Source organism: Vibrio sp. TRT 17S01, from assembly GCF_050113695.1.
In the GTDB taxonomy this organism is placed as follows: domain Bacteria; phylum Pseudomonadota; class Gammaproteobacteria; order Enterobacterales; family Vibrionaceae; genus Vibrio.
This window is the reverse complement of record NZ_JBNJOG010000006.1, coordinates 117,609-138,360: the sequence shown is the minus strand read 5'-3', so window position 1 is coordinate 138,360 and position 20,752 is coordinate 117,609. Positions and strand designations below refer to the sequence as shown.

15 protein-coding genes are annotated in these 20,752 nt (G+C 42.9%); 6 read left to right on the top strand and 9 right to left on the bottom strand.

The window, feature by feature from the left end; genetic code table 11:
- Window positions 1-3 precede the first annotated feature (3 nt).
- From ACQEXS_RS11490 to pflA, 5 genes are all read right to left on the bottom strand, one after another.
- On the bottom strand, window positions 4-1,278 hold the full coding sequence (locus ACQEXS_RS11490; RefSeq protein WP_427013920.1) for a YeaH/YhbH family protein: 1,275 nt from the start codon (window positions 1,276-1,278) through the stop codon (window positions 4-6).
- 85 nt (window positions 1,279-1,363) lie between these two features.
- On the bottom strand, window positions 1,364-3,298 hold the full coding sequence (locus ACQEXS_RS11485; protein ID WP_367986774.1) for a PrkA family serine protein kinase: 1,935 nt from the start codon (window positions 3,296-3,298) through the stop codon (window positions 1,364-1,366).
- A 289-nt stretch (window positions 3,299-3,587) separates the two neighbouring features.
- Window positions 3,588-4,088, bottom strand: coding sequence for a YfbU family protein (locus tag ACQEXS_RS11480; RefSeq protein WP_367986773.1), 501 nt, complete (start codon window positions 4,086-4,088; stop codon window positions 3,588-3,590).
- Between the two features lie 125 nt (window positions 4,089-4,213).
- Window positions 4,214-4,879, bottom strand: a complete 666-nt coding sequence (locus ACQEXS_RS11475; RefSeq protein WP_427013919.1) for an energy-coupling factor ABC transporter permease — start codon at window positions 4,877-4,879, stop codon at window positions 4,214-4,216.
- 66 nt (window positions 4,880-4,945) lie between these two features.
- Window positions 4,946-5,686: a pyruvate formate lyase 1-activating protein gene (pflA, locus tag ACQEXS_RS11470; RefSeq protein ID WP_367986771.1), complete on the bottom strand. Its 741-nt coding sequence runs from the start codon at window positions 5,684-5,686 to the stop codon at window positions 4,946-4,948.
- Between the two features lie 228 nt (window positions 5,687-5,914).
- On the opposite strand from pflA, the gene ACQEXS_RS11465 reads away from it, so the two are divergent.
- Window positions 5,915-7,795 (top strand): methyl-accepting chemotaxis protein, encoded by a 1,881-nt coding sequence (locus tag ACQEXS_RS11465; RefSeq protein ID WP_427013918.1) that lies wholly within the window; start codon window positions 5,915-5,917, stop codon window positions 7,793-7,795.
- On the opposite strand, the gene ACQEXS_RS11460 is transcribed toward ACQEXS_RS11465, so the two are convergent.
- The 3 genes from ACQEXS_RS11460 to ACQEXS_RS11450 all read right to left on the bottom strand — a co-directional run bounded on the left by ACQEXS_RS11460 (window position 7,792) and on the right by ACQEXS_RS11450 (window position 13,065).
- Window positions 7,792-8,769: a lipid A deacylase LpxR family protein gene (locus ACQEXS_RS11460; protein WP_427013917.1), complete on the bottom strand. Its 978-nt coding sequence runs from the start codon at window positions 8,767-8,769 to the stop codon at window positions 7,792-7,794. The two genes, ACQEXS_RS11465 and ACQEXS_RS11460, sit on opposite strands and share 4 nt — an antisense overlap.
- A 186-nt stretch (window positions 8,770-8,955) precedes the next feature.
- A complete protein-coding gene (pflB, locus tag ACQEXS_RS11455) occupies window positions 8,956-11,232 on the bottom strand; it encodes a formate C-acetyltransferase (RefSeq protein ID WP_427009296.1) in 2,277 nt (758 codons plus the stop codon).
- Between the two features lie 285 nt (window positions 11,233-11,517).
- Window positions 11,518-13,065 (bottom strand): DUF3360 family protein, encoded by a 1,548-nt coding sequence (locus ACQEXS_RS11450; RefSeq protein ID WP_367986767.1) that lies wholly within the window; start codon window positions 13,063-13,065, stop codon window positions 11,518-11,520.
- Between the two features lie 655 nt (window positions 13,066-13,720).
- Here ACQEXS_RS11450 and ACQEXS_RS11445 point away from each other — a divergent pair.
- The 5 genes from ACQEXS_RS11445 (at window position 13,721) to ACQEXS_RS11425 (ending at window position 19,785) form a co-directional block, all read left to right on the top strand.
- Complete coding sequence (locus tag ACQEXS_RS11445; protein ID WP_427009297.1) at window positions 13,721-14,491, top strand: ABC transporter ATP-binding protein; 771 nt, start codon at window positions 13,721-13,723, stop codon at window positions 14,489-14,491.
- An 89-nt stretch (window positions 14,492-14,580) separates the two neighbouring features.
- The gene (locus tag ACQEXS_RS11440; protein ID WP_367986765.1) at window positions 14,581-15,351 is read left to right on the top strand and encodes an ABC transporter substrate-binding protein; all 771 of its coding nucleotides are present in this window, start codon (window positions 14,581-14,583) and stop codon (window positions 15,349-15,351) included.
- Window positions 15,352-15,436: 85 nt separating this feature from the next.
- Window positions 15,437-16,177, top strand: a complete 741-nt coding sequence (locus tag ACQEXS_RS11435; protein ID WP_427013916.1) for an ABC transporter permease — start codon at window positions 15,437-15,439, stop codon at window positions 16,175-16,177.
- Between the two features lie 5 nt (window positions 16,178-16,182).
- Window positions 16,183-16,860, top strand: coding sequence for an ABC transporter permease (locus ACQEXS_RS11430; RefSeq protein WP_427013915.1), 678 nt, complete (start codon window positions 16,183-16,185; stop codon window positions 16,858-16,860).
- A 129-nt stretch (window positions 16,861-16,989) separates the two neighbouring features.
- Window positions 16,990-19,785: an ImpA family metalloprotease gene (locus ACQEXS_RS11425; protein ID WP_427013914.1), complete on the top strand. Its 2,796-nt coding sequence runs from the start codon at window positions 16,990-16,992 to the stop codon at window positions 19,783-19,785.
- 36 nt (window positions 19,786-19,821) lie between these two features.
- On the opposite strand, the gene xthA is transcribed toward ACQEXS_RS11425, so the two are convergent.
- Complete coding sequence (gene xthA, locus ACQEXS_RS11420) at window positions 19,822-20,625, bottom strand: exodeoxyribonuclease III (RefSeq protein WP_427013913.1); 804 nt, start codon at window positions 20,623-20,625, stop codon at window positions 19,822-19,824.
- Window positions 20,626-20,752 lie beyond the last annotated feature (127 nt).

Sequence of the window (20,752 nt, the reverse complement as noted above, 5' to 3'; positions counted from 1 at the left end):
TCCCTACGCTGCAGTTTCCTTTTTAAACAGCTCCCTGAATACCGGGAAGATATCATCGACACTGCGAATGTTCTTCATAGCAAAATTCGGGAATGCTTCTTCTAGCTTCTCATACTCGTGCCAAAGGGTTTGATGAGAGCGACGGGTTATTTCGATATAAGAATAATATTGACAGTTTGGCAGAATCTTCTTGGTCAGTAATTCGCGACAGCGTGGAGAGTCATCTGCCCAGTTATCACCATCTGAAGCTTGCGCGGCGTAGATATTCCACTCACCAATAGGGTAGCGATCTTCGACAATTTCGTTCATCAGCTTTAATGCACTGGAAACAATGGTGCCCCCTGTTTCTTGTGAGTAAAAGAACTCATGCTCGTCGACTTCTTTAGCTTGTGTATGATGGCGAATAAAGACGACTTCAACGTTCTCATAAGTTCGAGTCAAAAATAGGTAGAGCAAAACATAAAATCGTTTAGCTATGTCTTTTGTTGCTTGATCCATCGAACCTGAAACATCCATTAAACAAAACATTACGGCTTGGCTAGAAGGAATTGGGCGACGTTCATAATTTTTGAATCGAAGGTCGAAAGTATCAATAAAAGGGACAGAGTCGATCTTCTTCCTTAATGCTTGGATCTCTTCCCTCAGACGCTTTTCTTCCATTGCCTGAGCTGGCTCTTGGTTTTGAATTCGTTCTAATTCATCTTCGAGTTCATGGAGCATTCGTTTTTTACCCGCAGTCATTGCGGTTCTTCTGGCTAACGACTGTTGGAGTGATTTGACTATCGCAATATTGGCCGGTACCCCAGCAGTTTGGTAACCCGCTCTATGTGTTTTCCATTCAGTGATTTTGTTGATTTGATTCTTTTCAAGGTTAGGTAATTCAAGTTCTTCAAAGAGGAGATCCAAGTATTCATCTTTAGATATTTGAAACACAAAATCGTCTTGGCCTTCTCCATCTTGACTCGCATCACCTTCACCAGACCCACCGCCTTGGCCGCCCCCTTTAGGGCGCTCAATTTTGTCTCCGGTAACAAACTGGTCATTGCCTGGATGGACGCGCTCTTTTACTCCACCTTTACCTTGGTGAAATACGGGTTCTTTGATGTCTTTATGAGGAATAGAAACGTCTTCGCCCGTTTCTGTGTTCGTAATAGAACGGCGATTGACGGCGTCAGCGACCGACTCCTTGATCTGCTCTTTATGACGGCGTAGAAAGCGCTGCCTGTTCACAGCACTTTTATTCTTGCCGTTTAATCGTCTATCGATAAATTGCGCCATTCGTTACCCCTTATACAATCACACCGCTTTTGCCGGCTACCAATAGGTAGCCGACTACTTAGCTATGGACTTGAGTCAGGTTGACTTATGAAGACTTACGTACGCGTAAGTACCATTCAGAAAGTAATCTGACTTGTTTTTCGGTATAACCTTTCTCCATCATACGAGCGACGAAGTCGTCGTGCTTCTTCTGATCCTCAGAAGAGGTTTTGGTGTTGAAAGAGATGACCGGTAATAGCTCCTCGGTGTTAGAGAACATTTTCTTCTCGATAACGGTACGCAGCTTCTCATAGCTAGTCCAAACAGGGTTTTGTCCATTATTGTTGGCTTTAGCACGAAGGACGAAGTTAACGATCTCGTTACGGAAATCTTTAGGGTTGCTGATGCCAGCAGTTTTTTCGATTTTTTCTAATTCGTTATTTAATGCCGCTCGGTCAAATAGTTGACCGGTCTCAGGATCACGATATTCCTGATCTTGAATCCAGAAATCGGCATAGGTGACATAACGGTCGAAGATATTTTGTCCGTATTCAGAGTATGACTCTAAATACGCAGTTTGAATCTCTTTCCCGATAAACTCGACATAGCGAGGCACTAAGTAGCCTTTTAAGAACTCAAGGTATTTTTCAGCTGTTTCTTGAGGGAACTGCTCTCGTTCGACTTGTTGTTCAATGACATAGAATAGATGAACAGGGTTAGCGGCTACTTCTGCTTGGTCGAAGTTAAATACGCGCGACAGGATCTTGAAGGCAAAACGGGTTGAGAGGCCAGACATGCCTTCATCGACACCCGCATAATCACGGTATTCTTGATAGCTTTTAGCCTTTGGATCGGTATCTTTTAACGTTTCCCCATCGTAAACACGCATTTTCGAGAAAACCGAAGAATTTTCAGGGTCTTTTAGTCGTGAAAGAATACTGAACTGAGCTAGAAGATCTAACGTACTAGGTGAGCATGGTGCTTTCGAAAGCTCCGAATGATCGAGCAATTTCTGATAAATCTTCACTTCTTCAGAGACACGCAGACAATAAGGAACTTTAACTATGTAGACCCTATCTAAAAACGCCTCATTGTTTTTGTTGTTACGGAAGGTTTGCCACTCTGATTCATTAGAGTGAGCCAAAATCATACCTTCAAAAGGAAGGGCAGATAGGCCTTCTGTGCCGTTATAGTTACCTTCTTGAGTAGCGGTTAAGAGTGGATGCAAAACCTTAATAGGGGCTTTGAACATCTCTACAAATTCCATCAACCCTTGGTTTGCACGACATAACGCACCTGAGTAACTGTATGCATCCGGATCATCTTGTGAATAGTGCTCCAGCATACGAATATCGACTTTACCCACGAGTGATGAAATGTCTTGGTTATTCTCATCACCAGGCTCTGTTTTAGCTACCGCTAGCTGGTCTAGAATTGAAGGGCGAACTTTGACTACTTTAAATTTGGAGATATCACCGCCAAATTCGTGAAGGCGTTTCGCTGCCCAAGGTGACATGATGGTTCGCAAGTATCGTTTCTCGATACCGTATTCCTGTTTCAGTAAATCACCATCTTCTGTTACGTCGAATAAGCTAAATGGGTGATCATTCACCGGGCTGCGTTCGCCATTTGCAGATAGGACGTAGATAGGAATGAGTTGCATCAGTGCTTTAAGCTTTTCTGCAATCGACGATTTACCGCCGCCAACTGGGCCTAACAAGTAAAGAATCTGTTTTCTTTCTTCTAGCCCTTGCGCCGCGTGTTTTAGATAAGAAACGATTTGTTCAATAGCGTCTTCCATACCATAGAAATCTTTGAACGTTTCGTATCGCGATATGACCCGATTTGAGAAAATGCGGCTGAGTCGCGGGTCTTGAGCCGTGTCTATAATTTCAGGTTCGCCAATTGCCATTAATAAACGTTCGGCTGCATTGGCATAAGCGCTTTTGTCATCTTTACAGAGAGCTAGAAACTCCTGAAGCGACAATTCTTCGTCCTTGGCCGCTTCATAGCGTGCTTGGAAGTGGTCGAAAATACTCATAATGAATTCCCCTCTGAACCTGTCTGTTCGACAAACAACTCGCATTGAATTCCAATTTCCTTACTACTTAAGCCTAGTTTGTTTTTGGAATTTTGCTTAAAAAATATGTGTTTATTTGCAAAATGTGATGCTTGCCTAGTTGTTTTTATCTTGCGTATTTTTAAGCTGAATATCTGTTGTTGCGGGTATAAATGGTGTGATTTTAATCGAGAAGGGGGGAAGTGTTTTTTAACGAAAGGAATTGGACGCTGTCGGAAAAAGAGCTGCGATTGCAGCTCTTTTAGTGTTTTTAAGCGTTAAATATTTGTTTTAGCTCTGTCGGACATAAGTGATATTGGCGTGGACAACTACGCCATGTGCTCAACATGCGGCGATATTTTTCAAGCATTGGCATTTGGCTATTGAAATGGTGCTCTTCTTTGGAAAATTGAGGATATAGACCTTCTGATTCTGTTAAGAAGCGCACGTAGTTAACATGTTGAGCTTCTGTTGCGATATCGAACCCAAGGAATTGTAAACGGCGCTGATCAACTTCTTGTTGCTCATTCTCGGAAAGCATTTTATTGGACTCTTGCATCGCATGATACATTTCCATGATATCGATGATTTCACGACATTCTTGCTCTACAAGACAACCAAAGTCTTTGTTCAGTTCTTGCATTTGCAGCTCATACCCACGTTCTACAATGGTTTGTAAACGTTGGTATTTTTGCGCATTTTCTGGATCCATTTGTGACATCAGGTAGTACTGGTTTGAAAGGATCAGACGCTGAGCATTGGTCATTTCCATGTTGGCCTCACTAATAACAAATTAATATTTCTTTAATGGGATTAGGTTAACGCTTACACGATGAGTGAAACATGATCTCAACACATATTTAATAAGAAAAGTACAAAGAATCGACGCTTGCAGCGCTATTTTTTATGGTAATGATTGTAAATATAATCTTTATCAGAAAAGACTCTTAGCCATTCAGGTTTAAACACGCACAACATAGCCGTTGCCATTCCATTGAGTAGGCCTTCAGGAAAGGCAAGAAGGGGAGTGAAAATAAGGTAGTTGTCCACGATTGTTGCCCAATCATGCGTATCATTAACAACGTGGTACAGCGAATTTATCACCAGATGTAAACTGCCTGTCACTGCGCCATTGAAGAAACCCGCAATAAAGATAAAAACGAAGATATTTCGAGGTAAGTATTTGTAGGTTAGGTTAAAAATGATGTAGCTGATCGCGATTGGAACCAAGCCAGAAAGCAAGAGATATTCGGGGAATTGGAAGAAGTCGAGTTCACCAAATGTGGCTAACAGAAGAGAGACTATACCGGAAAGCAAATAAGCAATCTTCCAGCCATACATTAGGGAAAGGGTTGTGAGGCCAAGAAAGTGAATCGACAAGTTGTCTTTTATACCAGCTTGTGCTGACCACAACAAAAAAAGTGCAAAGATAATGGCGTAGGTAATGTGCTGAAATGAGCGATCTTTCTGTAGTTTTGGTAACAAATGACGCTTTACATCGTGAGCGGCTGGAAAGGCAGCAATCAATAAAAGTAGTAATGCAAAGAGCTCTTTGAGAAACATGATAACAACCATAAAAAATACCAACCTTCAGGTTGGTATTTTTTATGAATTAAAGCAAATGGGAAATCAGTATTTTACGTTTGAGTGATACTGCTCAAGAATTGATACGATGTTGTCCATTGTTTCTTTTGGTGGTGGGTTTACACCATCTAATGGATACTCGATTCCCAGAGCTTCCCACTTATGTGCACCCAATTTGTGGTACGGAAGGAGTTCAACTTTCTCGATGTTGTCCATATCTTTAATGAACTCACCCAGCATATGTGCGGCTTCTTCATCGTCGGTATAGCCTGGAACAACTACATAACGAATCCATGTGGTTTGTCCTACGCTATGTAAGTACCGAGCAAAATCAAGGACTCGACGGTTGGATACACCGATAAAATCTTGGTGGATCTCATCTTTCATGTGCTTTAAATCCAACATAACTAAGTCGGTAGCTTCAAGGACTTCATCAATCACATCGGTGTGTTTTCGGATATATCCGTTTGTATCCAAGCAAGTGTGAATACCTTCAGCTTTCGCTGCGCGGAAAAAATCGCGTACAAACTCAGGTTGAAGCATTGCTTCTCCACCTGAACATGTAACACCACCACCAGAAGCGTTCATGAAGTGGCGATAAGTTTTCGCTTCACTGATGATCTCTTCAACGGTCACTTCTTTTCCATCGTGTGTGTCCCAAGTATCGCGGTTATGACAGTACTTACAACGCATTAGGCAACCTTGCAGGAAGACTATAAAGCGAATACCAGGTCCGTCTACGGTTCCGCAAGATTCAAAAGAATGAATACGACCAGTTGTTGACATGAGCTCATCTCTATTTAGTAATTTTGGTTGTTATTTTATTACAAAAAGTGCGGTTTAAATAGCGCTATGCGGTGTTAACGCTGATTTTACTGAGTTTGTTTAAAAAAGCGTACATAGTACAAAAATAATGTTATAAAATTGTTATAAATGATAAGAATATAAATAATCATGGATGCATAAAACATAAGGTTTTTGGAAGTCATATAGTTTGATGACTAAGGAATAGCTATGGATTTATTTGCTCTGTCACAAAAGCAAAAGATGACACTACTACTGGTAGTCTTGTCTGTTGGTTTTATTGCTTTGGGAATATTTACAACGGCGCGTTTGAACGTAATGAGCCACCAATACCAATCGAGTGGGGAGGTTGCTACTGGTTCACTTTCTCTTTATCGAACTCAAAGTAAGCTTCTTTCACTGTCTGGTGAGCTTGATGATATGACGGGCTCTGAAGTAAGTACGGTAGAAGAAAAATTGGCATCAATAGTTTCTGATGTTGAGAAAAATGCCAAGTTTTTGGCAGAGCTAAGCCTTGCTGAGCAAGCGGACGGTATTCTATCGAGTGCGAATGAATTTAAACAAGCGTTGTTGCCTTGGATGACATTAAAGTCTGAGCTGGGGTTCAATGTTGATGAAGGGAAACTTGGCTTACTTAAAGAGTATGCGTCGACAATTGAAAAGAAAATCGAAGAGACGGGCATGGTGACATTGAACTCGGATTTTCAAGCAATGATCAAGGCACAACAAAACTACTTATTACAGCCGAACGAGAATAATTTAAAGCTGTTTAATCGTGCGATGGCTGGCTTTGTGAGCATGTCGAATGTGTATGCGATGTTAGAGTTGTACGAAGCAGAAATAAATAGCTTTAAAGAAACCTTTCTTCGAGTCAGCGAGCTTTCTCAGCAGCTGGGAGAAGTGGAGCAGCAATTGCTCGTTAACGAAAGCAATTTTACATCAGTTATCAATGAAACAACGCTAACACTGGGTACAATGAGCAGTGAGTTTCAAGTTTCTGCCGATAACGCTGCCTCGGAAACAACTTGGTCAGTGGTTTTTGCTTGTGCCATTCTTGCCATATTTACTGTTGCGATATTTATGACCGCCAGCATCAGCCTTTCAAAGTCCCTTAAACAGATCAGCCAAATTCTGCAAGCGATCTCAAAAGGGGATTTGTCTCAGCGGATGTCTTTATCGAACAATCCCAATGATGAGTTCAACCAGTTAGCAAAAACGATCAATCAAAGTTGTGAGAATTTAGGATCGTTGATCAAAGGTGTTCAGGGAAGCAGTAATGCTTTGTCTGAAAACGCTGCGGAGCTTAGTCATGGGTTGGATAAACTTGCTCATCACCAAACGGAAGTTCTGGGACAGACTCAAGTTTTAGCGTCAGCGACAGAACAGGTGAGTGTTACCACCCAAGAGGTTTCAAGCTCGCTTGAATTTGTGGCGGATATTAGCCGCTCTTCCACACATTCGGCAGAAGAAGGGGCTAAAGTGATCGGTTCTGCAATCGGTTCGCTAGAGGATGTAGCAAATATCCTTAAGTCTGCAGCCACACATATCCAACAATTGGAAGAAGCTTCATCTAAAGTGGATGCTGTTATGGAAATCATCAATGGAATTGCAGAACAAACCAATCTGTTAGCGTTAAATGCTGCAATAGAGGCTGCGAGAGCAGGGGAACAAGGTAGGGGGTTTGCGGTTGTCGCTGACGAGGTGCGAAGCTTGGCAGTTCGAACAGTCGATGCTGTAAATGAAATTTCCGAAACCATCGATACGATGAAAAATGAAAGTGCTGAAGTGATTCAATACATTGGACAATCTGAATCATCGATGAAATCGGGGCAGGAGCGAGGACACGAGGCTATGCAAGCACTCAATGTGATCATCGAAAAAGCCGATGAAGCATCCCATCAAACCGACGTAATATTTACGTCGATTAAAGAGTTGGTGACGACGAGTCAGTCAATGGCCGATAGCATGACTCAGATGTCTTCAGCGATGAAAGATTTGGAAGATAATAACGAACAATTACGGGCGGTGAGTCAAGTGGTTGATCAACGCTCTAGCAGCCTCAATCAAGACTGCCAGAGGTTTGCGATTTAGAAAAATGCGTATAAAGAGAGGCTGCCCGTACCGTAGACGCTACTGGTGGCTTCTTTATATTCTGGTGACTTAGCGGTAGTGGTAAAGCTTGCACCAAGGTAATCGTTGTACCAAGCAACGCCTAATACTGCTGAAGCTTGGAGGTTTTCAAGTGTGACTGGATAGTTTTCAGGATCAGGAATACCCGGTCTATCTCCCTCTAGCGTGTAGTCGTTAAAACGATAGCGGCCTTCAATTCCACCAAACAGGAACCATCCGCCTTTTGATGCTCCTATCATCCCGGGTCTGAAAGGATTTTCGGTGTCAATATTAGCAGCTCCCATGTTACCAGCTAAGTCGCTACCCCAGCGGAACATAAGACCTGTAGAGATATCACTTCGATAGTTCCCAACATTTACTTCAGAAATATTGGAAACCTCCCAATCTGTGTTCGCGATTGAACGTTCACGCATCCAGTTGAAGTGGCTGAGATATCCAACGCTGCCAACAATTTTTTCTTCTACTTGGTACTCCCAACCTAGTGGGTCATCTGAACCCGTAATGCTATGTACGAAGTTTTGGGCTTTGTCTGCAAGTGAACTTTCACCGGTTGTACCGATCGTCAAATTAAAACGCTGGGCTTGTTGTGGGTGCAAACTAATATAATTAAGCGAAGTATGTAAATAGCCCGCATAAGGGCGGTCATTTGCCAATGGCTCCATAGCTTCAATATCAGAAGGTGTCCACATTTTGTGTCCGATAGTGAATTCGAACTTATCTAGAGAAGTGGCTCCCCACATGCTTAAGCTTAAAGGCTTAGTTAACCAGTTTGGGTCGATCGCACCGGAGGTATAGGTCAAAAAGATCCCGTTTGTATAATCCTCATCAACACCAAAAACACCATCATTATCTAGTGTAAAAGAAACGGTAGAACGATCAGATGCTGATGCTCCAGTAGCAAGTAAAAGTAACGGTAAAACGCGCAGGTACTTCATAGGCAATTTTTCTTGTTATTTGCAGTGGTTTTCATATTACATACAAAAAGTATGCCCGCTTTAATAAGCTATTAATTTGACGCAAGAAGTGTGGAAAATGTCGATATGATAGACGTGTAATTGCAAATAGCTAGCAATAAAAAGCCCCGCTTAAATAGCGGGGCTTTATCAATCATTCAGCTGAGATTATAGAGACTCAGTGAAAGTACGTGCGATTACGTCAGCTTGTTGCTCTGCAGTTAGAGAGTTAAAGCGTACAGCGTAACCAGATACACGGATTGTTAGCTGAGGGTATTTCTCTGGGTGCTTAACTGCGTCTTCTAGAGTTTCACGGTTAAGAACGTTCACGTTTAGGTGTTGACCACCTTCGATGCCAGCTTCGTGGTGGAAGTAACCATCCATTAGACCTGCAAGGTTAGAACGTTGAGAGTTCTCTTCTTTACCTAGTGCGTTTGGTACGATAGAGAATGTGTAAGAGATACCATCTTTAGCGTCAGCAAACGGTAGTTTACCTACAGATGTTAGTGATGCTACTGCACCTTTCTCATCACGACCGTGCATTGGGTTTGCACCAGGAGCGAAAGGAGCGCCTGCTTTACGGCCATCAGGTGTAGTACCTGTTTTCTTACCGTACACAACGTTAGATGTGATAGTAAGGATAGACTGAGTAGGGATAGCGTCGCGGTAAGTCTTAAGCTTACGGATTTTACCCATGAAGATAGAAACAAGTTCACACGCCATGTCATCAACGCGAGCGTCGTTGTTACCAAATTTAGGGTAATCGCCTTCGATTTCGAAGTCGATTGCAATGCCGTCTTCATCACGGATAGGTTTAACTTTCGCGTGTTTGATTGCAGATAGTGAGTCAGCTGCAACAGATAGACCAGCGATACCACAAGCCATAGTACGACGAACGTCACGGTCATGAAGAGCCATTAGAGCTGCTTCGTAGCTGTATTTGTCGTGAGAGTAGTGGATTGCGTTTAGTGCAGTCACGTATTGCTTAGCTAGCCAATCCATGAAATTGTCTAGACCAGCCCAAACTTTATCGAAGTCTAGAACTTCGTCAGTCATCTTCTCAGTCTTAGGACCAACTTGGATCTTAAGCTTCTCATCTACACCGCCGTTGATAACGTAAAGTAGAGTTTTAGCTAGGTTTGCTCGAGCGCCGAAGAACTGCATGTGCTTACCGATAACCATTGGCGATACACAACAAGCGATAGCGTAGTCATCGTTGTCGAAATCTGGACGCATTAGGTCATCGTTCTCGTACTGGATAGAAGATGTATCAATAGATACTTTCGCACAGAACTTCTTGAAGCCGTCAGGTAGTTGCTCAGACCAAAGTACAGTGATGTTTGGCTCTGGAGAAGGACCCATTGTGTATAGTGTGTTTAGGAAACGGAAGTTTGTACGTGTAACTAGCGTACGACCGTCAACACCCATACCACCCATAGATTCTGTAGCCCAGATTGGGTCGCCAGAGAATAGCTCATCGTACTCAGGAGTACGTAGGAAGCGAACCATACGTAGTTTCATTACGAAGTGGTCGATCATTTCCTGAGCTTGTTCTTCAGTGATAACACCGTTTGCGATATCGCGCTCAACGTAAACGTCAAGGAACGTAGAAGTACGACCTAGAGACATTGCCGCGCCGTTTTGAGATTTAACAGCTGCAAGGTAACCGAAGTAAGTCCACTGGATAGCTTCTTGAGCGTTAGTCGCAGGACCAGAAATGTCAAAGCCGTATTTAGCTGCCATTTCTTTCATTTGACCTAGTGCGCGGTGCTGTTCTTGAATCTCTTCACGAAGTTGCATCGTCATTTGTAGGTCGTCACCTGCTTCCAGTTTCTCTTGTAGAGAGTGGAACTGGGCAGCTTTATCCTTCATAAGGAAGTCTACACCGTATAGCGCAACGCGGCGGTAGTCACCGATGATACGACCACGGCCGTATGCATCCGGAAGGCCTGTTAAAACGCCAGACTTACGACATTTTAGGATATCTGGTGAGTAAATATCGAAAACGCCTTGGTTGTGCGTTTTACGGTATTCAGAGAAGATTTTTGAAACTTGTGGGTCAAGTTCACGACCGTAAGCTTTACAAGAACCTTCGATCATACGTACACCGCCGTTTGGCATGATTGCACGTTTTAAAGGAGCTTCTGTTTGTAGACCTACGATAGTTTCTAGGTCTTTCTCGATGTAGCCTGCATCGTGAGCAGTGATGGTAGAGATAACTGAAGTATCGAAATCAACAGGAGCGTGAGTAGAGTTCTCCAGTTTGATACCTTCCATTACCTTAGCCCAAAGCTTGTTAGTTGCTTCAGTACCTTCAGAAACTAGGAAAGATTCGTCGCCTTCATACGGTGCGTAGTTCTTCTGAATGAAATCACGAACGTTTACTTCGTTTTGCCAATCACCTTCAGCAAAACCTTCCCAAGCTTTAGCAAATTGCTCTGCCATGACATACCTACCTTTTTAGTAGAAAAAACACGTACTATTCTAGCCGTTGAGCCAGCTATCCCCACTAGGAGGACAAGTACACTCTTATGAATAACAATATGTATAGTCTTTAAATGACGTTCATAAAACTATAAATATTGTCACTACGTTTTATATGGGAACTTCCTTACTTGTTTTCAAGGGTATACTAAAATTTTTTTGTAAACCTTAAACTAAATCAATAAATCCTCAAAAAAATCGATAAAAAGGGGGTGGCAATTGCTGCCACCCTCAAATAATTTGAGCTTATAGCCAAGCTTTAATGCCGTATTGGCTTTCTAGCATACCTACAGCAAGCATAGCAATCAGACAGATAACTAGTACACCGCCCGGGATAACGATTTTGTCTATGAACGATAGTTTAGATGCGCGCTCTTTGTCGCCAATCAAACCGTTATTGTCCAGTAGCATCGTTAGCGCCCAAGCTAGCACTGGGTTTACGACAGCAGAACCAAAGATACAGATACCCGCAGCTTGCGAATCTTTTGTATCTTTTACCATCTGCATACCTGCTTCTAGTAAAGGAAGGAATACACCAACTAGCAGTGCAACGCGCATTACTGGTGGCCATACAGCAACGTCCATTGGGAAACCAAGGATAGCAATCGTCATTACCAGTAGGCCTAGAATGATTGCGCCACCAGGAATTGGACGTTTTGCGATTGCAGCAGGGATCATGTATGTACCCCATGAAGATGTGATGTTACCGCCACCAAGTGCTGTACCTACCATTTGGCGAACAGAACACATGGTCATGGTGTCATCAACATCCATTAATACTTTTTCTGTCTTCTTAGGGTAGTTCAATTCTTGGAAGATACGGTGACCAAGGAAGTCTGGTGACCACATTGCTACAGCAAGAATGGCAAATGGTAATGATGCGATAAAGTGCTCAAGGTTTGGTAAGCCAAGTTGCCAACCTGTTTCTGTGCTGCCCCACCAATATACAGGGTTTAAGTTTGGCAAGCCCATTTCGGTTTCAAAGCGTAGATCGAAGCCTGCGCCAAGCACCAGTGCGATAATCAAACCGGTGAAAGCACAAACTGGGATCGCTAACCAACGCATGTTGATCTTCGCCAAAAATGCGTACAACACGATGTTGATACCTAAGACGACTAAACCGACATAGCCCATACTACCAGCGGCAATATCTGCAGATTGCAATCCAGTTGCCCAAGTTTGGATGGAGGTTATCTGGCTCATTGTACCTGTAAAACCAAGGAAAATGAGCAAGCCACCAGCCGTACCTTCAGACGTCAAATTAACTAACTTGGAGCCGCCTTTAAAGTAACTAAGTAGAAGGCCAAATACACCAAGAAGAATCGCCAAAGCCAGAGGGTGAGCACCGGCAAGAGCAATCGCACCGATAAGAGGGATCATAGGGCCGTGGTTGCCTGCAAGGTTTGCCCTAGGGTTGATAAAACCAGATGCAATCACACAGAAAAATAGAGCAGGGAAGAGCATTTCTACACGAGCGACTTCGATAGCAAACTCTTTACCTAAGTTTACATGATCCCAAGCCGCTGTTAGACCATCAGCCCACGACATCATTACCGCAGAATACATTGCGATAATACCGATAGTACCAGCTAGTGCAGGTACCAAGTCTTCTAATTCGAAGCGAAAATCACGACCTGGAAGGTTAAGGCCGAAGCGACGAGGCTTCATGATTTGCAGTTCGTGATCTAGGTAATCAGAGCGGGTAGCGAACTCAGAAGCTGGACGATGCAGTTCCTGATAGCTTTTATTCTCGATATCCGAATCAGAATGCGGTTTATTGACTGCGTCTGACATAGATTCCTCATATTTAAAAAAAGTTGTAGTGCTTTAAAACTGCTCAATAATTATTGTCTTCGAACAGTTCTGATAAAACGGTTTGCTGCTTCCTGCTGCAGGTACTTTGCCTTGATATACATGTAGCAAGCAATTGCTGTGCTTCAATGTGTGGCATGTACAAAGAAAAAGCGTCTGAAGTGAGGCTTTGACTTTCGTTGTGGAGTTTATCTTGGTAACCCTAAAGAGTGATTGATTTAGATCACTTTATGAAAGAATGTGAAAGAAAACTACACAGCTATGGAGTTTACGATATCTTCACATTTATTCGATTGAAATAATATTTCACATTGTAATTTTTCTTAGACCTGAACTGTATGTGTAACGCCTTTGTTGGTTGGTTGCGCTGGATCGTGTTTTTATAAAAATGTTAATTAGGTGCGTGCAATACATTGTGGTGTCTAATGGTGTTTTATGCGCGTTTGTTAGGATATAAACCCGCATGATGAATATATACTCAGATAAAGTGGCTTGATATCCCATTTTGATAGGTTAATAATTTGTTGCATGTCATAAGGTCTAGTGCTAGTTTGTATCGAACTGAAGGCAACAGCTTTTAGGAATACCTAATATAGATAATTAAAAATGGTATACACAATACAGGGAGTATAAGCGGATGAGTGAAGTACCCGCTCTGGATATCAAGGATTTACATAAAACATTTGGCCAAAATGAAGTTTTAAAAGGCATTTCTTTAGAAGCTCATAAAGGCGATGTTATTTCAATTATCGGCTCTTCCGGTTCAGGTAAGAGTACCTTTCTTAGATGCATCAACTTGTTAGAAACCCCAACCGCTGGCGAGATTTGGGTAAATGGTGAACTCATTCAGATGAAGAATAATCGTCAAGGTGAATCTGTCCCAGCTAATGAAAAACAAGTGCAACGTATTCGTTCTCGCCTTGCGATGGTATTTCAAGGATTTAATCTTTGGTCGCACATGACGGTACTGGAGAATGTAATTGAAGCTCCTGTACATGTTTTAGGCGTACCGAAAGCCCAAGCTATAGAAAATGCCAACGCCTTGTTAAAAAAGGTTGGTTTGTATGAACGCAAAGATTACTACCCAGGCCACTTGTCTGGTGGACAGCAGCAACGTGCGGCAATCGCTCGTGCATTAGCGGTTGACCCTGAAGTGATGTTGTTTGACGAACCGACTTCTGCGCTTGACCCAGAATTGGTTGGGGAAGTCCTGGGGGTGATGCGTGATCTCGCGGATGAAGGGCGAACAATGTTGGTTGTTACTCATGAAATGGCGTTTGCTCGCGATGTCTCAAATCATGTGATGTTTCTGCATCAAGGGTTGGTAGAGGAGCAGGGTGACCCTGCCAAACTGTTTACTAACCCAGAATCAGAGCGTCTTCAGCAATTTATCTCATCTATCTATTAGCAATTATATTTAAAGTGTTTGATAACGATCGAGCACACAGTAAACACAACAACATATAACGAAGAAAACACAATCACAGGAGTACGGAAATGAAAAAGTGGTTAGTCGTTGCAGCTTTAGCTGCTACTGCAGCAACAGGAATGGCCCAAGCGAAAGAATGGAAAACCGTTCGTTTTGGTATTGAAGGCGCGTATCCTCCATTTAGTTGGACTGAAGCAGATGGCTCTTTGAAAGGGTTTGATGTTGATATGGCCAATGCATTATGTAAAGAGATGCAAGTGAAATGTAAGATCGTTCCTCAGGATTGGGATGGCATTATTCCTTCACTACTTGCTCGTAAATACGATGCGATAATTGCAGCCATGTCAATTACGAAAGAGCGTAAGAAAAAAGTCGACTTCACTGGCAAGTATGCACTAATCCCTAACAAATTTATCGCAAAGAAAGGGGCTGGATTGAACTTTGATGCGCTAGACGGTGTGAAGATTGGCGTACAGCGTGCAACCACGCATGATAAGTACCTAACCGATAACTATGGCGGCAAAGTGGAAATTGTACGTTATGGCTCATTTGATGAGGCATATCTTGACCTTGCAAACGGCCGTATTGCTGCGGTACTAGGAGACGCTTCTGCTCTTGAAGAAGGTGTTTTGAATAAAGCTGGCGGTGAAGCGTATGAGTTTGTTGGCCCTTCTTTGACCGATCCTAAATGGTTTGGTGAAGGCTTTGGTATTGCTGTTCGCAAGCAAGATAAAGACTTAACGAAGAAGCTGGATGCTGCAATTCTATCGTTACGTGAGCAAGGTGTTTATCAAGAAATTGCTGCTAAATACTTTAACTACGATGTTTATGGTCAATAATTCATAAACATATCGGTTGCTGGTTTTCTGTTCCTAGAGGTAGCCAGCGACCGACCGTCTGAGTTTAGGGATTAGGAACTCACCTATGCTGGATTTACAAGGATATGAAGCCTCGATTTTAAAAGGGGCCGTGCTGACGATTGAAGTCGCAGTGCTATCGTTAATATTAGCGATGATATTAGGTGTGTTAGGAGCTTTGGCAAAGCTGGCGCCTTATCGTTGGGCTCGTGCCATTGCGACGCTTTACACAACAATTATTCGGGGAATTCCCGATCTCGTCTTAATGATGCTGATCTTTTTTGGAGGTCAGATCCTACTGAACAACAGTCTTTACTCCATTAATGAATGGCTCAATGAATGGTTTACATCAAGTAACCCTGACCATGAATGGACGTCTTACCTTCCTGATTATATCGATGTCAGCCCGTTTATCGCAGGGATCTTGACGATTGGCTTTATATTTGGGGCATACATGGCGGAAACCTTCCGTGGCGCGATTATGGCTGTTGACAAAGGAGAGTTAGAGGCAGCTAAAGCCTATGGTATGAGCTCTGTGTTAGCGTTTAGGAGGATTCTACTGCCTCAGATGATCCGCCACGCGCTTCCGGGTTTTGGTAATAACTGGCTTGTGTTGCTCAAAACGACCGCATTGGTTTCAATCATCGGTTTGGAAGATATGGTACGGGTGAGCTCACTTGCGGCGGGCTCGACGAAGATGCCATTTACTTTTTACATGGCTGTTGCATTGATCTTCTTATTCTTTACGAGCGTATCGACTGGGTTACTGAAATTAGTTGAACGCAAATTTAGTATTCATGCGAGGTAGTCATCATGGACTTTTCTTTGGTTATAGAAAGTTTTCCAACCTACCTTGAAGGCTTGTGGACAACAGCTTGGTTAGTCGGGTTAGCATTGATCATTGGTTTGGCAGTCGCTATTCCACTTGCTATTACTCGAAACAGTGAAAACTATTTACTCAGCTTGCCAAGTTGGGGCTTCATTTACTTTTTCCGTGGTACGCCACTTTTGGTTCAGTTATATCTAATTTATTACGGTATGGACCAGTTTTTCCCGGTAAAAGATACCTTGTGGGAGCATGCTTGGTTTTGTGCTTTGGTTGCGTTTGTTCTGAATACGTCGGCCTATACTGCAGAAATCATTCGAGGTGCAATCAATGGTTTGCCAAAAGGTGAGGTTGAAGCTGCAAAAGCCTATGGCATGGGGGTATGGAAAACGTATCGCCGAATAATTTTACCAAGTGCATTGCGTCGTGCGCTTCCAGCATACAGTAACGAAGTAATCTTTATGCTACACGGTAGTGCGGTCGCAGGTATCGTTACGATTGTTGATCTAACGGGTGCTGCGCGTTTGGTCAACTCTCGCTACTATGCGCCATTTGAATCATTCTTAACCGCTGGTCTGTTTTATATGGGGCTCACCTTTATCATATTGTGGTGTTTCAAATTCGCAGAGAAACGCTTCCTCGCTTATCTCAGACCATTAAGTTAATTAATTTAGATCGGCATCTCAATGATGCCGATAACTTTTTGATATCCATTCATAAAATTTCTTTATTAGCTTTTCTGTCAACAGGAAAATATTTTAATGCATGGTCCTTGCTGTAAGGTTGTGCGTTATATGAATAGACGATTTGTACCCATTTCATTTGTAATGTTGTTAATGATGGGCTGTGGTGGAGGTTCAGAGGATGAGTCGATTGTCACGAGCCCAACCAAACCGACAGAGGTTCCAAACATTCCAGATGTCCCTGACGTCCCCACTACCGAAACGCCAGAACAAGAGTCCGCAGTAGAAATAGCGTTAAGAACAGGTAATGCACTTGTCGTTGAAAAACCAAACGATTTTATCGTGGCAAGTCGAGACTATGTGACCGAATGGCAAACAAAGTACGATGAAATAAAACGCACGTTGGCATCTAATAACACAAGATCACAATTAGCAGGTCTAACTTGGGAAGTCTCACATGATGCAGCAATTCTTAAGCATCAGTTTGGCTTTAACGACACGGTACTGAAAACAAATAAAGCACTCGTTTCTGGGTATAAAGATCAAGCATTAACTTTAGGGCTTGCTGGCCAAAAAAGAGCGGCGCGCTACCTGTTTTTGGGTGCAAATCCAATGCGTAGTTGGTATCGAGAGTCATCGACAGTCAATGCTCAAATGCATCAATGGTTAAGCTCGGCTATTAAATGGCTCACGGTAAACAGCAAAAGCGATACGCTTAGAGTCGTCATTGCCCAAATGGATGAATCTCGTTACTTTCCCGATGAATCAGCGACCAGAGCATGGCTTGATCAGCAATTTGGCTCAGCAGTCGAATACAATACTCCTGGTTCATGCGATGACACGGCATTAAGAAGTTGTTTATCGAGCAATATTGATTTACTCATTCTTTCTCAACACATGCAGCCAACCACCTCTCTGGATGAGACGATTCGTGACATAAATGCGGCTAATATCGCGGGTATACCAGTTTTATACATGCATTTAGATGGAAATATGACACCGTTAGGCGACGCTATTTTTGACTACTTCAACGTGCAATACGTTGGCGATAATTACTGGCGTAGACTTGGTGTCGTTGATTGGAATCCTCTTGAGCTGGAAGGAGTTTTAGACTCAGATATTGTGGAGCAGCAAGCACTATTAAGCCGGTTAGAAAATGAGAGCTTCTCGGTGAATATGGCGGAGTGTGATGATAAGTCATGCCCAAATACCTCAGGTATGAAGGAGCAATTCTATACACCAATAGCGAGTATTCGTGGCAGACTGAGACAATTGGACGAGTCAAACGTATCGTTGTTTTCCACCAAGGACTACCGGTACGAGAAACTGATGTTACTGCTTGCAGATAAATACCGACAACAAGCCACTTTTCCGATGGACAAGCAAACAACACCAACCTCAGAATTTTTACGTTCGTACTATGCAGACCATATTCAATACCACGTGCGAGATGTGAATCCCAAGCAACCCGATATGGGCAATTTCTCAAGAAGTGAGTTTATAGGTGTCCCAAGGGAAACCAAAGTCGTTAATCTTGAGTCAAAATCCTACTTTCGATCTGCAGGTGTTTATGCCTTCCCAGGAGAAACCATTCAGGTGACTCGGTTAGATAACTCCCCAGTGAAGACGTCGATTGCGTTTAACACATTACGTAGTGGCGCTACTCATGAATTTAATCCCAATGGTTACAACCGACCCAAATATGTCACTTCTGGGCAGTTTGAAGTTACTCCTGGAGAAACGATTCGGCTAACATCAGCGTACGGTGGGCCAGTGCAAATTCATTTTGATGTAAATGATTTGCCTGTGTCTTTTCGCTTTGAGAATGTCGGCTTGCATCCTGTGTGGCGCAGCGCTGCAGACAATGAGTCTTTTATTCAACAACTAGAAGCCAATATGTTTGATTGGGCTGAATTGGTCACGTCTGGATTTGAAGTGCATTCTAAGCAAGACAAAATGAAACAATCAATGCAGGCAACAGAATGGGCAACGCCTGCGGATATGGCGTTAGCGACTCAGCGTTATGTGAGCAATTTACCTCATGCGCTTTCAGGTTTTACTGGGCCGGGTATTGACGAAATTGAAGAAATACATGGCTTTGCCAGAGATCAGAGCTGGGATATCGCGACAATAGATATTGTGAAGCATATGAATGCAGACCAGCCAAATTGTGGCTCAGGATGCTCTGGAAATCCATATGATGCAGGTTGGGCCTTCAACCCCGTAGGGCATGGTGATTTGCATGAGCTCGGACATGGATTAGAGCGATCTCGCTTTCGTTTTGAAGGTTGGGAAGGGCATACCAGTACAAACTTTTACTCGTATTACAGCAAATCGATGTTTTATCGCGAAACAGGGAATGATCCAACGTGCCAATCATTAGATTTTAAGGCGATGTACGAACTCCTGCAAACCAGTCAAGGTGAGCCTGACCCAGCTGAGTATATGCGGCAACTGAATAATAACGGATGGACATGGGGTGCTCGCCTTTATATCCAGATGATGATGTCTGCGCAAGGGGAGGGCATTCTTTCAAATGGTTGGCACTTATTAGGTCGCCTGCATATTTTAGAGCGCAATTTTAATCAAGCGGATAATTCTGAGTCGAATTGGGATCTAGCGAAAGGGCAGCTTGGCTTTAGTCAGTATAACTTCAGTGAGTTGAATGGCTTGAGTCAGAACGATTGGTTGCTAATCTCATTATCTCGTGTCTTAGAGAGAGACATGACTAACTACTTGACGATGTATGGCTTTGTTTTCTCAGATAAAGCGAAAGGGCAAGTCGCGGCGAATGGTTATTCGGCAATGCCTTTAAACTTTTATGTATCTTCTAATACCGGATACTGCAAAACGGAGTTCGCGTCCAGTCGAGTACCGATTGACGGTTCGACATCTTGGCCGTTATAAAAAAGGGGCATATGCCCCTTTATCAATTCACATTTACTAAAACACAGACCAAATTGGTGCGTGATCAGACGGTTTTTCGATGCCACGCAGCTCGTAATCGATCCCTGCTTCAGTGCACTTTTGTGCCAAAGAAGGTGTTGCTAGAATAACGTCTATACGTAGGCCTCGGTTGTCATCAAACCCGCGAGAGCGATAGTCAAACCACGAGAACTGATCATCAACATCTGGGTGCAGATTGCGGAAAGTGTCTTCAAATCCCCAGTCTAACAACGTCTTAAGCCATTCACGTTCTTCGGGTTGGAAAGAACACTTTCCGGTTTTTAGCCAGCGTTTACGATTGGCCTCACCAATACCAATATCAGCGTCAATTGGGCTAATGTTGATGTCACCCATCACGATCAATTGTTCATCATTGGTATGATGTTCATTTAAGTAATTCATCAAGTCTTTATAAAACTGACGTTTGTACGGGTACTTAGTCTCGTGGGAAATGTTATCTCCCTGAGGGAAGTAGCCGTTTAGTACGGTCGTTTTATTGCCATTCTCATCTTCAAATGTAGCCATGATCATGCGTTTTTGATGATCTTCATTATCTGTAGGAAAGCCTTTTTGTACATGAATTGGCTCTTGCTTGCATAGCATTGCAACGCCGTAATGCGCTTTTTGTCCATGGAAGAAAACCTTATAGCCCATAGCTTCGACATCTTCTATTGGGAATGCTTCATCATGTACTTTGATCTCTTGTAAACCGATGACGTCAGGTTGATGTTTGTCTATCAGCGCCTGTAATTGATGAAGCCTTGCTCTTAGACCATTGATGTTGAAACTAATCGCTTTCATTTCTTTTCCTTTTGACGAAATTTTTGAAATGTTATCACGCTCTATTTGGAATACCCAGAGAGGAGCAAAACAAAAGCGTAACTTGGTCGTTGTTAAAAATTTATAAACTTTGGATTGATCTCTTATG

Excerpts from the sequence above, each read along its gene's own strand:
- ACQEXS_RS11475 (WP_427013919.1), bottom strand. The coding sequence starts at position 4,879 with ATGTTTCTCAAAGAGCTCTTTGCATTACTACTTTTATTGATTGCTGCC.
- pflA (WP_367986771.1), bottom strand. The coding sequence starts at position 5,686 with ATGTCAACAACTGGTCGTATTCATTCTTTTGAATCTTGCGGAACCGTA.
- ACQEXS_RS11460 (WP_427013917.1), bottom strand. The coding sequence starts at position 8,769 with ATGAAGTACCTGCGCGTTTTACCGTTACTTTTACTTGCTACTGGAGCA.
- ACQEXS_RS11480 (WP_367986773.1), bottom strand. The coding sequence starts at position 4,088 with ATGGAAATGACCAATGCTCAGCGTCTGATCCTTTCAAACCAGTACTAC.
- pflB (WP_427009296.1), bottom strand. The coding sequence starts at position 11,232 with ATGGCAGAGCAATTTGCTAAAGCTTGGGAAGGTTTTGCTGAAGGTGAT.
- ACQEXS_RS11435 (WP_427013916.1), top strand. The coding sequence starts at position 15,437 with ATGCTGGATTTACAAGGATATGAAGCCTCGATTTTAAAAGGGGCCGTG.
- ACQEXS_RS11445 (WP_427009297.1), top strand. The coding sequence starts at position 13,721 with ATGAGTGAAGTACCCGCTCTGGATATCAAGGATTTACATAAAACATTT.
- ACQEXS_RS11440 (WP_367986765.1), top strand. The coding sequence starts at position 14,581 with ATGAAAAAGTGGTTAGTCGTTGCAGCTTTAGCTGCTACTGCAGCAACA.
- ACQEXS_RS11485 (WP_367986774.1), bottom strand. The coding sequence starts at position 3,298 with ATGAGTATTTTCGACCACTTCCAAGCACGCTATGAAGCGGCCAAGGAC.
- xthA (WP_427013913.1), bottom strand. The coding sequence starts at position 20,625 with ATGAAAGCGATTAGTTTCAACATCAATGGTCTAAGAGCAAGGCTTCAT.
- ACQEXS_RS11425 (WP_427013914.1), top strand. The coding sequence starts at position 16,990 with ATGAATAGACGATTTGTACCCATTTCATTTGTAATGTTGTTAATGATG.
- ACQEXS_RS11490 (WP_427013920.1), bottom strand. The coding sequence starts at position 1,278 with ATGGCGCAATTTATCGATAGACGATTAAACGGCAAGAATAAAAGTGCT.
- ACQEXS_RS11450 (WP_367986767.1), bottom strand. The coding sequence starts at position 13,065 with ATGTCAGACGCAGTCAATAAACCGCATTCTGATTCGGATATCGAGAAT.
- ACQEXS_RS11430 (WP_427013915.1), top strand. The coding sequence starts at position 16,183 with ATGGACTTTTCTTTGGTTATAGAAAGTTTTCCAACCTACCTTGAAGGC.
- ACQEXS_RS11465 (WP_427013918.1), top strand. The coding sequence starts at position 5,915 with ATGGATTTATTTGCTCTGTCACAAAAGCAAAAGATGACACTACTACTG.